This is a genomic window from Nocardia thailandica NBRC 100428 (assembly GCF_000308795.1).
GTDB lineage: Bacteria > Actinomycetota > Actinomycetes > Mycobacteriales > Mycobacteriaceae > Nocardia > Nocardia thailandica.
In genome coordinates, this window is record NZ_BAGK01000091.1 from 53,701 (window position 1) to 68,771 (window position 15,071).

At 71.7% G+C, this 15,071-nt stretch carries 12 protein-coding genes; 5 read left to right on the forward strand and 7 right to left on the reverse strand.

Annotated elements, in window-relative coordinates; translation table 11 throughout:
• Positions 1–468: a VOC family protein gene (locus ON36_RS09410; protein ID WP_043650450.1), complete on the reverse strand. Its 468-nt coding sequence runs from the start codon at positions 466–468 to the stop codon at positions 1–3.
• A gap of 89 nt (positions 469–557) precedes the next feature.
• Here ON36_RS09410 and ON36_RS09415 point away from each other — a divergent pair, with 89 nt between their 5' ends.
• Both ON36_RS09415 and ON36_RS09420 read left to right on the forward strand, forming a co-directional pair.
• Positions 558–1,388, forward strand: coding sequence for a helix-turn-helix domain-containing protein (locus ON36_RS09415; RefSeq protein ID WP_043650452.1), 831 nt, complete (start codon positions 558–560; stop codon positions 1,386–1,388).
• A 252-nt stretch (positions 1,389–1,640) separates the two neighbouring features.
• Complete coding sequence (locus ON36_RS09420; RefSeq protein ID WP_043650454.1) at positions 1,641–2,093, forward strand: universal stress protein; 453 nt, start codon at positions 1,641–1,643, stop codon at positions 2,091–2,093.
• A gap of 76 nt (positions 2,094–2,169) precedes the next feature.
• On the opposite strand, the gene ON36_RS09425 is transcribed toward ON36_RS09420, so the two are convergent.
• The 3 genes from ON36_RS09425 to ON36_RS09435 form a co-directional block, all read right to left on the reverse strand.
• Entirely contained in the window at positions 2,170–4,458 is a 2,289-nt protein-coding gene (locus tag ON36_RS09425; protein ID WP_043650459.1) for a HelD family protein, read from the reverse strand.
• A gap of 70 nt (positions 4,459–4,528) precedes the next feature.
• Positions 4,529–4,876: an antibiotic biosynthesis monooxygenase family protein gene (locus ON36_RS09430; protein ID WP_043650462.1), complete on the reverse strand. Its 348-nt coding sequence runs from the start codon at positions 4,874–4,876 to the stop codon at positions 4,529–4,531.
• 12 nt (positions 4,877–4,888) lie between these two features.
• A complete protein-coding gene (locus ON36_RS09435; protein ID WP_043650464.1) occupies positions 4,889–6,217 on the reverse strand; it encodes a diguanylate cyclase domain-containing protein in 1,329 nt (442 codons plus the stop codon).
• 93 nt (positions 6,218–6,310) lie between these two features.
• Between ON36_RS09435 and ON36_RS09440 the strand changes: the two genes are divergently transcribed.
• Positions 6,311–7,492, forward strand: a complete 1,182-nt coding sequence (locus ON36_RS09440; RefSeq protein ID WP_245558020.1) for a beta-ketoacyl synthase N-terminal-like domain-containing protein — start codon at positions 6,311–6,313, stop codon at positions 7,490–7,492.
• Positions 7,493–7,495: 3 nt separating this feature from the next.
• Here ON36_RS09440 and ON36_RS09445 read toward each other — a convergent pair whose 3' ends face one another.
• On the reverse strand, positions 7,496–9,304 hold the full coding sequence (locus ON36_RS09445; RefSeq protein WP_043650468.1) for a sensor histidine kinase: 1,809 nt from the start codon (positions 9,302–9,304) through the stop codon (positions 7,496–7,498).
• A 145-nt stretch (positions 9,305–9,449) separates the two neighbouring features.
• Between ON36_RS09445 and ON36_RS09450 the strand changes: the two genes are divergently transcribed.
• Entirely contained in the window at positions 9,450–10,229 is a 780-nt protein-coding gene (locus ON36_RS09450; protein WP_043650470.1) for a sigma 54 modulation/S30EA ribosomal C-terminal domain-containing protein, read from the forward strand.
• Positions 10,230–10,431: 202 nt separating this feature from the next.
• On the opposite strand, the gene ON36_RS09455 is transcribed toward ON36_RS09450, so the two are convergent.
• Entirely contained in the window at positions 10,432–11,058 is a 627-nt protein-coding gene (locus ON36_RS09455) for a response regulator transcription factor (protein ID WP_043650473.1), read from the reverse strand.
• A gap of 268 nt (positions 11,059–11,326) precedes the next feature.
• Here ON36_RS09455 and uvrA point away from each other — a divergent pair, with 268 nt between their 5' ends.
• Positions 11,327–14,287 carry an excinuclease ABC subunit UvrA gene (uvrA, locus tag ON36_RS09460; protein WP_043650476.1) on the forward strand — a complete coding sequence of 987 codons (2,961 nt, stop codon included), beginning with the start codon at positions 11,327–11,329 and terminating at the stop codon, positions 14,285–14,287.
• A 517-nt stretch (positions 14,288–14,804) separates the two neighbouring features.
• Here the strand turns inward: uvrA and ON36_RS09465 are convergent.
• Positions 14,805–15,071: DUF1844 domain-containing protein (locus ON36_RS09465; RefSeq protein WP_043650479.1), on the reverse strand; the 267-nt coding region annotated here is incomplete at its 5' end.

Consider the following 15,071-nt stretch of genomic DNA (forward strand, 5'->3'; position numbering starts at 1 on the left):
TCAGCCCTGGGTGGCCATCCACTCCTCGACGCGGCGGTGCGCCTCCTCGGGGGAGACCTCCTCGACCCGGGTCATGACCGCCCAGCGATGGCCGAACGGGTCGATCACCACGCCGAAGCGGTCGCCGGTGACGAAGGTCTGCGGTTCCTCCACCGACCGCGCGCCGTTGGCCGTGGCCCGGGCCACCACCGCGTCCACGTCGGGGCAGTAGTGCACGATGCTGGTGTGGACCCAGTCACCGGTGGGAGCGAGCACCCCGTTCGTGGGCATCGGCATGCCCAGCTGCAGCGTCGAATCGCCGATCCGCAGTTCGGCGTGCGCGGGTTGCCCGTCGGGCAGATCGTTGCGGGAGACGACGGTCGCCCCGAAGACGGCGCGGTAGAACTCGATCGCCGCGTTGCCATCGGGGACCGCGAGGAAACAGGTGATGGAGTGGTAGTTCTCGGGGATGGGGGATACGTCGCTCATGACACCCAGCCTGCCCGGCCACCCGCCCCGCGGTCTTGTAAGAACGCGACAGCGGCGCCGGATGGGCGCGGGGACCGGGCGGGCGCGGCGTGAACGGCCCCGGTCCCGAGGTGAAGGGGATCCTCTATCCGCGGGCGCAGGCCGCGCGCACCGGCCTGCGCCGCATCCCGGTCGGGCCCGCGCTCGCCCCGTTCGCCGACTGGTACTGGAGCGTGCGCTGGGACCTGCGCGAGCGCGAACCCTTTGCCGCCCAGGTGCTGTCGCATCCGTGCGTGAACATCACCTTCGAACGCAGCGCCCAGCGCAGCGGGGCCTGGGTCACCGGCGTGTGCACCCACCGCTACGTCCGGGAGCTGACCGGGGAGGGGGAGACCTTCGGCCTGCGCTTCGCGCCGGGCGGGTTCGGCGCGTTCACCGGGATCGATGTGGCTGTCTTGCGCGACGATTCGGCCCCGCTCGCGCGGGTGCTGCCCGGCCTCGGCGACGACCTGTGCGCGCGGGTGCTCGCGGTGGGCGACGACGAGGGCCGCCGCGCGGTCGTCGAGGCGGCGCTCGCGGTCCGGGCGAGCGGCGACGATCCGCAGTATCTGCTGGTCCGCCGGATCGTGGCCGCGATGGCCGAACCGCAGCGGTTCACCCGCGTCGACGAGGTCGCGCAGGAGTTCGACGTGCCCATGCGCACCCTGCAGCGGCTGTTCCGCCGCTACATCGGCGCGGGCCCCAAGTGGGTGCTGCGCCGCTACCGCCTCCAGGACGGCGCCGACCTGCTCGCGGGCGGCGAGGTCACCGATCTGGCCCGGCTGGCCGCCGACCTCGGCTATTTCGACCAGGCGCATTTCAGCCGGGAATTCGCCGCGGAGATCGGCGTGCCGCCCCTCGAATACGCGCGCGGAGCGGGCGGGCGCGCGGCCGGGATGTGACGAATGCCGTACGGCCGGAGCACCGTTGGTTACTTTGGGGTAGGTCACAGCGCGCCGCAGGTCCGGCAGTGTCCGCCCAGGTAGAACCGGTTATGGAATCGGGACCGGAAAGCCCGCGCCGGACACCCCGGGTGTGATGTGGCGCGAATTATGCTGATTCCCCTTGTTTTGGCGCTAGGGTCGAGCCAATCGCCGCACTGACGCCCGATTCCCGGGGCGGCACCGCCGGCGCACGACCCCGTTGGAGGAGAGATGACCGCCTACCGGACCATTGTCGTCGGTACCGATGGCTCGGACTCGTCGTACGTCGCCGTCGAGAAGGCGGCCGCCCTGGCCGCCGACGCCGACGCGACCCTCGTCCTGGCCTGCGCCTACTACCCGACCGACGACCGTGACATCGCCGCCGCCGCCGACGTCCTCAAGGACGAGGCCTACCAGGTCCGCGGCTCGGCGCCGACCACCGAGATCCTCAACGTCGCCAAGGCCAAGGCCACCGCGGCGGGCGCGAAGAACATCGTCGAGCGCGCCATCGTCGGCGAGCCGGTCGACTCGCTGCTCGACCTGGTCCGCGAGGTGAAGGCGGACCTGCTCGTCGTCGGTAACCGGGGCCTGAACACCCTGGCGGGCCGCCTGCTCGGCTCGGTGCCCTCGGACGTGGCCCGCAAGTCGCGCTCCGACGTGCTGATCGTGCACACCGTCCGCTGACCGTACCGGCGCGAATGCCGGAGAAGCCGAGGATGCCGCCCCCGCGGCCTCCTCGGCTTCTCTCGTTCGCCGGGCCTCAGTTCAGCGCGCCGAGCACCTCGGGCAGGTCCTCGGTGTGGACGACGCCGAGGCGCTGGGTGGCACGGGTCAGCGCCACGTACAGGTCGTTGAGACCACGCGGCGACTCGTCGAGGATCGCGCGCGGCTCCACCAGGTACACCGCGTCGAACTCGAGGCCCTTGGCGTCGTGCACGGTCAGGACCCGGACCGAATCCCGGGCCAGGTCGGCCAGTTTCGGGGCCAGCGCGGCCGGGGCGAGCACCGCGGTCGTGCCGGGACCCCGCTCGGCGTCGAGCAGCCCGGACAGGACCTCCACCAGGTGCTCGGGGGTCGTGCGGTGCGCGCGCGGCGGATGCCCGGACTCGCGGACCGACCGGGGGACGGCGGCGCCGGGATCGATGGCGGCCAGCACGTCGGCGGCGACGGCCATGATCTCGGCGGGGGTGCGGTAGTTCACCGTCAGCTCGGTGAGTTTCCAGCGCCGCGCCACATACGGTTCGAGCATCCGCTGCCACGAGGAGGTGCCCGCCGGGTCGCCGGTCTGGGCGACGTCGCCGACCACGGTCACCCAGCGGTTGGGGATGCGGCGCATGACCATCCGCCAGGCCATCTCCGAGAGCTCCTGCGCCTCGTCGACGATGACGTGCCCGTAGGTCCAGGTGCGGTCGCCCGCGGCCCGTTCGGCCGTGGTCTGCCGGTTCCGGAACTCCTGGCGCTCGGCGAGCTGGGAGGCGTCGATGAGGTCGTAGGCCATGAGGATCTCGGGGTCGAGCTCGTCCTCCAGGTCCTGCGGCGCCGAACCGGTGAGGATGTCGAGCGCGTCCTGCGCCTCGGCCAGCTGGGCGCGCCAGCGGCGGCGGGCCCGCTCGCGCTCCTCGGTGTCGTCCACGCCGAGCAGCTCGGCGAGTTCGTCGAGCAGGGGGGCGTCGGCGGCGCTGAACTGGCCGTTGTCGGGGCGCAACAGTTCGGCGTGGTCGGCCTCCGACAGCGTCTTGCCCGCCCGGGCCAGCCGGGCCGGGTCGGCGAGCAGATCGGCCAGCACGTCCTGCGGCGACAGGATCGGCCACAGCCGCGCGATGGCCGCCTGCACGGCCGGGTCGGCGCGCATCTCGTCGCCGATCTCGCTCAGGTCCGCCGAGGACAACAGGCTCGGGCCGCCGGACAGGTCCGCGCCCATGGTGGCCGCGAGCTGGTCGGTCAGCGCGTCGACCACCGACGCCGCGAAGATCGGCCGCGCCAGGTTGTGCGGGCGCCGCGAGGACCGGGCCCGCCCGCGCGCGCGGGTGGCGATCTTGCGGTCCAGGGTGACCGGGTAGCCGTCGAAGGTCAGCCGGATCGGTTCCGCGGGCACCTCCTGCCGGTCGCGCACGGCCTGCTTGAGGACCTCGAGGATGTCGAGGGAACCCTTGATCTCCCCGGCCCGCAAGGAGTCCTCGCGGGTGGCCTTCACCCCGGGGTACAGGTCGCCGATGGTCGACAGCAGCACGCCGGTCTCGCCGAGGGAGGGCAGCACCTGACCGATGTAGTCGAGGAAGGTCGCGTTGGGGCCGATGATCAGCACGCCGCTCTTGGCCAGCTGCTGGCGGTAGGTGTAGAGCAGGTAGGCGGCGCGGTGCAGGGCGACGGCGGTCTTGCCGGTGCCCGGGCCGCCCTGCACGACCAGCACGCTCTTGTGCTCGGAGCGGATGATCGCGTCCTGCTCGTGCTGGATGGTCTCGACGATGTCGTTCATGTGCCCGGTGCGGGCCGCGTTGAGCGCGGCGAGCAGGGCGCTCTCGCTGCCGACGCCGCCGTCGGACGCGCCCGCCCCGTCACGGCGGGCCGCGTCGAGGTCGAGGTACTCGTCGTTGATCGCGGTCACCGCGCGGTTGCGCGAGCGGATGTGGCGGCGGCGCGTCACGCCGTCGGGCGCGGCCGTGGTGGCCAGGTAGAACGGGCGGGCCAGCGGCGCGCGCCAGTCCAGCAGCAGCGACTCGTAGTCGTCGTCCTCGTCGAGGATGCCGAGGCGGCCGATGTAGCGCCGCTCGCCGTCGGTGAGGTCGATGCGCCCGAAGCACAGGCCGTGCTCGGCGGCGTCGTACTTGGCGATGTCGCCGGAGTAGAGCTGGGTGAACGACTCGCGCTCGCTGCGCGCCTGCGGCGTACCGCCGGTCTCGAGCAGCACGGTGTCCAGGCGGTGGCGGGCGTAGGCGCGCATCGCGTCGAGCCGTTCGTAGAGGACCGTGAGGTACTGCTGCTCGGAGTCCAGTTCGCGGGCGCGCGAGGGCGAATCGCCGGTGCGATCCTCGGCGAGGCGATCGGGCAAGACGGAACTCCTTTGTCACCGCGAGGAGCCCGCGCACAGCGACGCGCGGGCCGGAACAGAGCTGTCCAGTCTACGTGTCCGGCGCGCCGGGCGCCGACACGACGGACGGTGCCGCGAACACCTCGTCGCCGAGCACCGGCGCGAAGTGCTCGACCACCGGGAACGGGTCGTAGAAGTGGTGCAGCAGCGCCCGCCAGCGGGCGTACTCCGGCGACCCGCGGAAGCCCTCGGTGTGGTCGGCCAGGGTGGCCCAGCGGACCAGCAACAGGTAGGTGCCCGGCCGTTCGACGCAGCGGGTCAGCGAGAGCCCGCCGAAGCCGGGCATGCCCGCGATGATCGGGTAGGCCCGCGCGAAGGCGGCTTCGAAGTCCGATTCGGCGCCCGGGCGGACGGGCAGCAGCGCCTGTTCGAGAATCACCCGGTCAGTCTGTCAGGAGACCTGCGAGCTGTCGGTGCGGTGCACGGGGCCGAGCCCGATCTCGTGGTGCCGCGCGGGCTTGTCGCGGTACATGGCCAGGTCGGCGTCGTGCAGCACCGCCTCGGGGGTGCGGTGCTCGTCGCTGTCGAGCTCGGTGACCCCGATGGAGGCGTTGACCTCGAGCCGGTGCCTGCGCGCGATGATCGGCTCGGCGATGCTGGTGCGCAGCCGCCGGATCAGCGCGGGCAGGTCCGCCCGGCGCGGATGACCCGAGAGCAGGACGAGGAACTCGTCGCCGCCGAGGCGCCCGACCACGTCCTCGGCGCGCAGCGACCGCTGCAGCCGCTGGGCCACGATCTGCAGCACGGTGTCGCCGATGGCGTGCCCGAGCGAATCGTTGATCGCCTTGAACCCGTCGAGGTCGATGAACAGGACCGTGGTCACCGGGCAGCTGTCGTCGGCGGCGAGGGCGGCCGAGAGCTGGGACAGGATCAGCGACCGGTTGGCCAGCCCGGTCAGCGAGTCGTGGGTGGCCTGGTATTCGAGCTGACGCCTGCTGGCCCGGAACTCGGTGACGTCGGAGAAGGAGGACACCGCCGAGGACTCCGGTGACTCGGGGTTGAGCAGCCGGCAGTTGCACGCCAGCCAGGCCCGGTGCCCGGTGCGGTACTGCACCCCGAAGACGAACCGGCTCACGGCCTCGCCGGTGAGCAGGGTCCGCGCCAGCGGGTGGCGGTCCGGCGGCAGCGGCTCGCCGTCCTGGTCGAGCAGCGTGACCGGCAGCTGGTCGGCCCGGGTGCCGACCAGCGGCAGGCCGGGGTCGATGTCGAGGATGTGGCGGGCCGCCGGGTTGACCGACTCGACGCGACCGCGCGGATCGACGACGATCACCCCCTCCTCCAGCTGGGAGACGACCGCGGTGAAATGGGTCTCCGCGCGCCGGGCGGCGGCCTCGGCGGCGCGCTGGGCGGTCAGGTCGTGCACGACCACCTGGTAGGCCAGTTCCCCCTGCCATTCGGTCAGCACCGACACCGTGCGCACCGGGATCGTGCGCCCGTCGACGCGGATGAGCGTCATCTCCGCGGGCTCGGACGCGTCACCCTCCTCCCGCAGCGCCGCGATGCGGTCGAGCATGCCGGGTATCGAATCGGGGTGCACGAACGTGGTGACCGACAGCCCGATCAGGTCCTCGGCGGTGCGGGCGCACAGCAGCCGCACCATCGCGGGGTTCACGTACACGAGCTTGCCCGCCTCGTGCACGCACAGCGCGTCGGGCGTGTGCTCGACCAGCGAACGGTACCGCTGGGCGAGCTGTTCGGCCTCCGTCCGGCCTTTTCCCATGGATACCCCCGATCGTCGTCCCGATTCTGGTCACCGGTGCACAGGATTATTCTGGGGACCCGCGAGCCCATATGCCACGAGGAGCGAAGAGAGATGCGCGATGTCAGTCGCGGTGGCGTGGCCCGTCCCGATTCTATGCCGATCGTGGGAGTGGGCGCGGTCACCGCCTACGGGTGGGGTCGCGAGCCGCTCTGGGACGGTCTGCTCGGCGGGGTCCCCGCGCCCCGGCGGCACCCCGGATACGGGCCGGGACGGGACGAGTACGCCTGGGTCGGCCCGATCCCGCCGGATCCGGCGGGCGGCGGGAGTGCCGCGCGGTTCGGGCGCGCCGTGCGCGCCGCGGCCGCCGAGGCGATGGCCGACGCGAGCGCGCGCGGCTGGTCCGGCGTGGGCCGCACGGTCGGCATCGTGCACGCGATCACCCTCGGCGACGTGGCCGACTGGCGCGACTACGCGCGGGGTGGGCTGCGCCGCTCCCGCGACTACCTGCCGTTGCTGCCGTCGACGGTGATCTCCGACCTGGCCGTGGAGTACGGCTTCCACGGCCCCGCCGTGAACGTCTCGGCCGCGTGCAGTTCGGCGGGCGCGGGCCTCCTGACCGGGCTGCTGTGGCAGCGCGCGGGCCTGGTCGACGACGTGCTGTGCGTGGTGACCGACCTGTCGGCGACCCCGGAGATGCTGGCGCAGTTCGTCGCCCTCGGGGTCGCGGTGGCCGACGCCGACCCGCTGACGGCCTGCCGCCCCTTCCAGCACGGGACGCGGGGGTTCACCATGGCCGAGGCGTCGGTGGCGCTGCTGCTCAGCGGAGCCGCCGACCGGCCCTACGCGCGGGTGCTCGGCGGCTCGATGAACAACGACGGTTACCACGCCGTGTCGATGAACCCCTCCGGCCGGTATCTGACCGCCTGCGTCGAGGCGGCGCTGGCCGACGCCGGGGTCGAGCCCGGCGGGATCGGCTGGGTCAACGCCCACGGCACCGGCACCCGCCAGTGCGACCGGGCCGAGCGCGCGTTGCTGTCCGGCGTCTTCGCCGACCGGCCCGCCGTCTACGCCCTCAAACCGCTGACCGGTCACTGCCAGGGCGCCGCCGCCGGTGTCGAGATCGCCACCACCGCACTGGCCTACGATCGCGGCGTGCTGCCCGCGCCGCGCCCGGTCGCCCCCGCCTACGACCGCCTGGTCGACGGGCCGGTCGGCCAGGACGGCGCGCCGACGCTCAAGCTCTCCATGGGCATGGGTGGCACCAACGTCGCCCTGGTGCTCGGCCCGGCCTGATGCTCAGTCCGCGTCGCCGTCGACCGGTCCGGCCGCCAATTCGAACTCCCCGGTGACCTCGGCGCCGTCCTGCGGTAGCGGCACCGACCAGCGCAGCCGGGTGCCGGGCCGCTCGGGATGCGCGCCCGCGCCGCCGCGCTCGGCGGGCCCGACCACGAACCGCCCGTCGGACTCCTGGGCCCGCTGCTCGAGGTTCCGCAGGCCGCTGCGGATGACGTGGTTGGGGACGCCCCAGCCGTTGTCGGTCACCTCGATGACGAGGTCGTCGGCGACCTCGATGACGATGGCGACCATGTCGGCGCCGGAGTGCCGCACCGCGTTGCTGACCGCCTCGCGCACCACCGCCTCGGCGTGATCGGCGAGCTGGGCGCCCAGCACCGACAGCGGGCCGGTGACCTGGATGGTGGCGCGCAGGGCGATGTCGGCGGTCTGCCTGCGGATCGCCTCCTCGAGCCGGTGCTGGAGCCCGGCGGCGCCCGTGGCGCTGGCATGCAGGTCGAAGATGGAGGTCCTGATCTCCTGGACCACCTCCTGCAGATCCAGCTTGACCGTCGAAAGCCGTTGCCGCACTTCGGGAACCACGGCCTTGGGCAGGATGGCCTGCACGGTGAGGCCGATCGCGAACAGCCGCTGGATGACGTGGTCGTGCAGGTCGCGGGCGATGCGGTCGCGGTCGGCGATCAGGTCGAGTTCGCGCACCCGGTGCTGGGCGTCGGCCAGCCGCATCGCCAGCGCCGCCTGATCGCAGAACGCGGCGGTCAGCTCCAGCATCTCGTCGGAGTAGGGCGCGAACCCGGCGGGCCGCACGGTGACCAGCACCCCGAGCGTCGCGTCGGGGGTGGACAGCGGCAGCACCAGCGCGGGGCCCGCGCCGGGCACGTCCAGGCCCAGTTCCACCCGGCCGACATCGTCGAACCGGCGCGGCGTCCGCCTGCCGAACGCCGCGCCGACCTCGGTGCCCTCGGTCGGGATGGTGGCCCAGTCGTAGCCCGCGTCCGGGCCGGCCCACTGGGTGACCACCAGTTCCGCGGTCTGCGCGGGCGGCTCGTCCGGGACCGGCGCCGAGGCGAGGAACGCCTGGAACGAGCCGGTCAGCGCCCGCGCGTGATCGACCACCTGCCCCAGCACGCGATCGGATTCGGTGCCGGCGAGGAATTCGGTGGCGATGTCGCGGGTGGCCTCGATCCAGGCCTGCCTGGTCCGCGCCGACTCGTAGAGCCGGGCGTTGTCCACCGCGATCCCCGCCGCGGCGGCGAGGGCCTGGACCAGGACCTCGTCCTCCTCGGTGAACGGCCTCCCGTCGGACTTCTCGGTGAGGTAGAGGCTGCCGAACACCTCGTCGCGGATCCGCACCGGCACCCCGAGGAAGGTGTGCATCGGCGGATGGCCCGCCGGAAAGCCGACGGACGCGGGATGTTCGGTCAGGTCGTCGAGCCGCAGCGGGCCCGGTTCGGCGAACACCGCGCCCAGTACGCCGTGGCCCGCGGGCAGCCGTTCGATCCGCTCCCGGACCCGGTCGGGCATGCCCTCGTCGATGAACTGCGCGACCTGCTTGTCGTGCCCGACGACCGCCAGCGCGCCGTAGCGGGCGTCCACCAGGCTCGTCGCCGAATGGACGATCGCGCGTAACGTCTCGTCCAGGTCGAGGCCGGCGGTGACGGTCAACATGGCCTCGACGAGACCGTCCATCCGGTCCCGGGTGCCGATCATCAGCTCGACCCGCTGGCCGACCTCGCTCAGCAGGGCGCGTAATCGCTCCTGACCGGTGCCGTCGCCGACCGAATAGCGGCCTGGGTGACCGTCATTCGCCATCGCCGGTGTCCTTCTGCCGCGTCACGCAAAACCGATACCGCCGAGTCTAGTCCGCAAGGTGGGGACTTTCGGCCCTTCACCGTCCGCCGCCGCGATGGTGGCATATGTCACCGGGGAAAACAGTGAACAGGATTGGGGCAGTGGGATGAATGCGTTGTCGACCGTCCAGCAGTGGACCACTGCGGCTGACCCGGAACTCGCCGTGACCACCCGTGGCGAGGTCCCACCGCAGGACGTCACCCGCGCCGTGCGCGCCATCACCCGCGTCATGCGCCGCCACCACCTCGACAGCCCGGCCCGGGTGCGCGTGACCGCGCCGCTGCGCTCCGACGAGCCGACGCTGGTCCAGGCCAACATCCGCACCAACGACACCCTGACCCGCGTGCAGGTCACCGGACCCGGCGGGTTCGCGGTCACCTTCGCCGCCGAGCGGCTGGACCGGCAGCTGGCCCGCCGGGCGGGCAAGGAGTCGCGCGGCGCCTGGCCCGACCCGGCCCGCCGCCCGCTGGCGCAGGTCACCGAGACGCGTCCGATCATCCGGCGCAAGGACTGCGCCCTGATGACCGGCACCCCGATCGAGGCCAGCACCGTCCTCGACGCGATGGACTACGACGCCTACCTGTTCACCGACGCCGAGACCGGCGAGGACGCCATCGTCACCTGGGCCGACCCGTTCGGTGTCGACCTGGCCCGGCAGCGGCTGACCTCCGCCGCGGTCGGCCCCGCCGATGCGCCGCTGACCGCGAGCGCCATGCCGGTGCGGGTCGTCCAGGACGCGGCGCCGGTGCTCGCCGAGGACGAGGCGGCCGACCGGCTGTGCCGCGGGGGCCTGCCCTACCTCTTCTACACCGACACCCATTCCGGGCGCGGCAACCTGGTCTACCGCCGCTACGACGGCGACCTGACCCTCGTCGTCCCCACCTGATCCACGATGCCGGGGCCGCGGCCCCGGCGGCGCACGCGAGCGGGATGTCCCGGACCGGGGCATCCCGTCGCCGTGCGCGCGCGAACTCCCGCCGGGCGACGGCGCGGTGCGCCGGGGGACGGGCGGCACCCGGCGCCGGCGGGAACGGGGGCCGGGGCGGGAGGGCGTAGGGGGCTTTCCCGCCCCGGTGGAAATCGTCCGATCAGAGTAATTTCGTCGCCAGCACGGCGGCCTGCGTGCGTCGTTCGACGCCGAGTTTCGCCAATAGTCGCGACACGTAATTCTTCACGGTTTTCTCCGCGAGAAACATCCGCGCGGCGATCTGTCGATTGGTGAGGCCCTCGCCGAGCAATTCCAGGAGTTTGCGTTCCTGCTCGGTCAGATCGGCCAGCGCTCCGGTCGGGCCGGTGCTGCGGCGCAGCCGCGCGCGCAGGGCGTCGGCCGCCCTGGTGTCGAGCAGCGAGTGCCCCGCGCCGACCTGCTTGACCGCGTCGGCGAGTTTCATGCCGTCGATGTTCTTGACCACGTAGCCGCTCGCCCCGGCCAGGATCGCGTCCAGCATGGCGTGCTCGTCGGAGAACGAGGTCAGGATCAGGCAGCGCAGGTCGTCGAACTCCGCGAGCAGGTTGCGGCACAGTTCGATGCCGTTGCCGTCGGGCAGCCGGACGTCGAGCACCGCCACGTCCGGACGCGCGGCCCGGATCAGCGTCATGGCCTCGGTCGCGCCGCCCGCTTGGCCGACGACGGTGAGTTCGGGATCACTTTCGAGCAGGTCGATCAGACCGCGGCGCACGATCTCGTGGTCGTCCACCAGAAATACCTCGAGCACGCGCCCCTCCTCACCGACTGTGCAGCTTTGTAGCCCAACATAATCCGACCCGCGCCCCGGTGTGACCGTCTCCGGCCTCCTTCCTGGTCAGGGCCCCCTGACTCCGGCTGCCCCGCGTTCGCCGCGCCGAACTTGTCGGTGGGGCGGCCTAGCATGGCTGACTGGGGGAATAGGCCCGATCAGCGGCGCCTGCCAGTGCTGTGTCGAAGTGTGTCGAGATGTGTGTCGAGAAGTGTGTCGAACTGTGGTGAGAGAAGGGATTGACCTGGTGGCGGAACGCCTCACTGTGCGCGGTGCCCGGGAACACAACCTGAAGGGAGTGGACCTGGACCTGCCCCGCGACAGCCTCATCGTCTTCACGGGTCTGTCGGGGTCGGGCAAGTCCAGCCTGGCCTTCGACACGATCTTCGCGGAGGGCCAGCGCCGCTACGTCGAGTCGCTGTCGGCGTACGCCCGGCAGTTCCTCGGCCAGATGGACAAGCCCGACGTCGACTTCATCGAGGGTCTCTCGCCCGCGGTCTCCATCGACCAGAAGTCGACCAACCGCAACCCGCGCTCGACCGTCGGCACCATCACCGAGGTCTACGACTACCTGCGCCTGCTCTACGCCCGCGCGGGCACCCCACACTGCCCCGTCTGCGGCGAACTCATCGCCAAGCAGACCCCGCAGCAGATCGTCGACCAGGTCCTCGCGATGGACGAGGGCCTGAAGTTCCAGGTCCTCGCCCCGGTGGTGCGCACCCGCAAGGGTGAGTTCGTCGACCTGTTCGACCAGCTCAAGACCCAGGGCTACTCGCGCGTGCGGGTCGACGGCGTGGTGTATCCGCTCGCGGAGCCGCCCAAGCTGAAGAAGCAGGAGAAGCACGACGTGGAGGTGGTCATCGACCGCCTCGCCGTCAAGCCCGCCTCCAAGCAGCGCCTGACCGACTCCATCGAGACCGCGCTGCGCCTGGCCGACGGCATCGTCGTGCTGGACTTCGTCGACCGCGACGAGCACGCCCACGACCGCGAACGCCGCTTCTCCGAGCGCCTGGCCTGCCCGAACGGCCACCCGCTCGACATCGAGGACCTCGAGCCCCGTTCGTTCTCCTTCAACTCGCCCTACGGCGCCTGCCCGGACTGCACCGGCCTCGGCATCCGCAAGGAGGTCGACCCCGAGCTGGTCGTGCCCGATCCGGAGCTGAGCCTGGCCGAGGGCGCGATCGCCCCGTGGTCGCGCGGCCAGACCGCCGAGTACTTCAACCGGCTGCTGTCCGGCCTGGCCGAGGCCATCGGGTTCTCCATGGACACCCCGTGGCGCGACCTCCCGGCCCGGGCGCGCAAGGCGGTCCTGGAGGGCAGCTCCGACCAGGTCCACGTCTCCTACACCAATCGGTACGGCCGCAAGCGCTCCTACTACGCCGACTTCGAAGGCGTCATGCCCTTCCTGCAGCGGCGCATGGAGAACACCGAGTCCGAGCAGATGAAGGAGCACTACGACGGCTACATGCGCGACGTCCCGTGCCCGGTCTGCCACGGCGCCCGGCTGCGCCCGGAGATCCTCGCGGTCACCCTGGCCGCCGACGGCGGGCACAAGTCCATCGCCGACGTCAGCGACCTGTCCATCGGCGACTGCGCGACGTTCCTGAACTCGCTGACGCTGGGGGAGCGCGAGGCCGCCATCGCCGGCCAGGTGCTCAAGGAGATCCAGGCGCGCCTCGGGTTCCTGCTCGACGTGGGCCTGGAGTACCTGACCCTCTCGCGCGCGGCGGCCACGCTGTCCGGCGGCGAGGCCCAGCGCATCCGTCTGGCCACCCAGATCGGCTCGGGCCTGGTCGGGGTGCTCTACGTCCTGGACGAGCCGTCGATCGGCCTGCACCAGCGCGACAACCGCCGCCTCATCGAGACGCTGCTGCGGCTGAAGAACCTGGGCAACACCCTCATCGTGGTCGAACACGACGAGGACACCATCCGCGCCTCGGACTGGGTGGTCGACATCGGGCCGCTGGCCGGCGAGCACGGCGGCCGCGTCGTGCACTCCGGCCCGTACGCCGAACTGCTCAACGACCCCGAATCCCTCACCGGCGCTTATCTTTCCGGTCGTGCGCAGATCGAGGTGCCGCTGGTGCGGCGCCCGGCCGACCGCAAGCGCCGCCTCACCGTGGTCGGCGCGACCGAGCACAACCTGACCGGGATCGACGTGGCGTTCCCGCTCGGGGTGCTCACCGCCGTCACCGGCGTCTCCGGTTCGGGCAAGTCGACGCTGGTCAACGACATCCTGGCCACCGTGCTCGCCAACAAGCTCAACGGCGCGCGCCAGGTGCCGGGGCGGCACACCCGGATCAACGGCCTCGACCAGCTCGACAAACTGGTGCAGGTCGACCAGTCGCCCATCGGCCGCACCCCGCGCTCGAACCCGGCGACCTATACCGGCGTCTTCGACAAGATCCGCACGCTGTTCGCCTCGACCACCGAGGCGAAGGTGCGCGGGTACCAGCCGGGCCGGTTCTCGTTCAACGTCAAGGGCGGCCGCTGCGAGGCGTGCTCGGGCGACGGCACGCTCAAGATCGAGATGAACTTCCTGCCCGACGTCTACGTGCCGTGCGAGGTCTGCCACGGTGCCCGCTACAACCGCGAGACCCTCGAGGTGCACTACAAGGGCAAGACCATCGCCGAGGTCCTCGACATGCCGATCGAGGAGGCCGCGGAGTTCTTCGAGCCGGTCACCTCCATCCACCGGTACCTGAAGACGCTGGTCGAGGTCGGTCTCGGGTACGTGCGCCTCGGCCAGAGCGCCCCGACGCTGTCGGGCGGCGAGGCGCAGCGCGTGAAGCTGGCGGCCGAGCTGCAGAAGCGGTCCACCGGCCGCACGGTCTACATCCTCGACGAGCCGACCACCGGTCTGCACTTCGAGGACATCCGCAAGCTGCTCAAGGTGATCAACGGGCTCGTCGACAAGGGCAACACCGTCATCGTCATCGAGCACAACCTCGATGTCATCAAGACCTCGGACTGGGTCATCGATATGGGCCCCGAAGGTGGGTCGGGAGGCGGTACTGTCGTCGCCCAGGGCACCCCGGAGGACGTGGCCGAGGTGGCGGGCAGTTACACCGGGCAGTTCCTCAAGGAGGTCCTCGCCGCGCCCGCGCCCGCGAAGAAGGCGGCGGCGAAGAAGGCCGCGGCGAAGAAGGCGCCCGCGGAGTCGGCGGCGGCCAAGCGATTGGCCCGCAAGGCGGCCGCGCTGCGCTGAGGGGAATCATCCGGGAGCCGAGTTCGGCAAAAGTGGGCGAAGTGAAACACGGCTGTGTAGCATTCGTCGCACCGTGTCCGGAACACCGGACGGTAACGGTTTGTCGAACCGGCCCCGGGTGGTGTCGCCCTCCCAGTGCGCGAGGCGTACGGGCCGGTGCAGCTCGAAAGGAACGGCCCCATGGATGAAGCCACCCAGGCCCTCATCACCCAGATTCTGACTTTCCTCAGCGGCGGGTCCTCGCTGGCCTACACCCCGACCAAGCCCACCGCCTGAGTCCCGGCCGGAATCGAAAGGAACACCTGATCATGGAAACCGGAAGCGCCGGCCTGGCCAGCATCTTCACCGCTCTCGCCCAGGCGCTGACCTCGGGCTCGGCCATCTCGGTCACCCCGGGCACCCCGCCCGCGGTCTGATCGCCAGACTTTTCGTCATCGGGTGACCCACTCCGGATGACGCGGAACGGTCCGCCGGCTACGAGCCGGCGGACCGTTCGTGTGTTCGCCCGTCTCCCGGGTCAGTACACCGGGCCGGTGTACTTCTCGCCCGGGCCCGCGCCCGGCGCGTCGGGCACCGAGGAGGCCTCGCGGAACGCCCGCTGCAGGGCCTGCAGGCCCTCGCGCATCGGCCCCGCGTGCGGGCCGAGGTACTCCACCGACGAGGTCACCAGGCCCGCCAGGGCGGTGATCACCCGGCGCGCCTCGTCCAGGTCGACCGTCGCCGCCGACTGCGGGTCCGCCTCGGCCAGGCCGAGCTTCTCCGCCGCCGAGCTCATCAGCATCAC

Bases quoted from the DNA above. Each gene is read 5' to 3' on its own strand.
- ON36_RS09440 (WP_245558020.1), top strand. From the start codon at position 6,311: ATGCGCGATGTCAGTCGCGGTGGCGTGGCCCGTCCCGATTCTATGCCG.
- ON36_RS09420 (WP_043650454.1), top strand. From the start codon at position 1,641: ATGACCGCCTACCGGACCATTGTCGTCGGTACCGATGGCTCGGACTCG.
- ON36_RS09450 (WP_043650470.1), top strand. From the start codon at position 9,450: ATGAATGCGTTGTCGACCGTCCAGCAGTGGACCACTGCGGCTGACCCG.
- ON36_RS09410 (WP_043650450.1), bottom strand. From the start codon at position 468: ATGAGCGACGTATCCCCCATCCCCGAGAACTACCACTCCATCACCTGT.
- ON36_RS09435 (WP_043650464.1), bottom strand. From the start codon at position 6,217: ATGGGAAAAGGCCGGACGGAGGCCGAACAGCTCGCCCAGCGGTACCGT.
- ON36_RS09445 (WP_043650468.1), bottom strand. From the start codon at position 9,304: ATGGCGAATGACGGTCACCCAGGCCGCTATTCGGTCGGCGACGGCACC.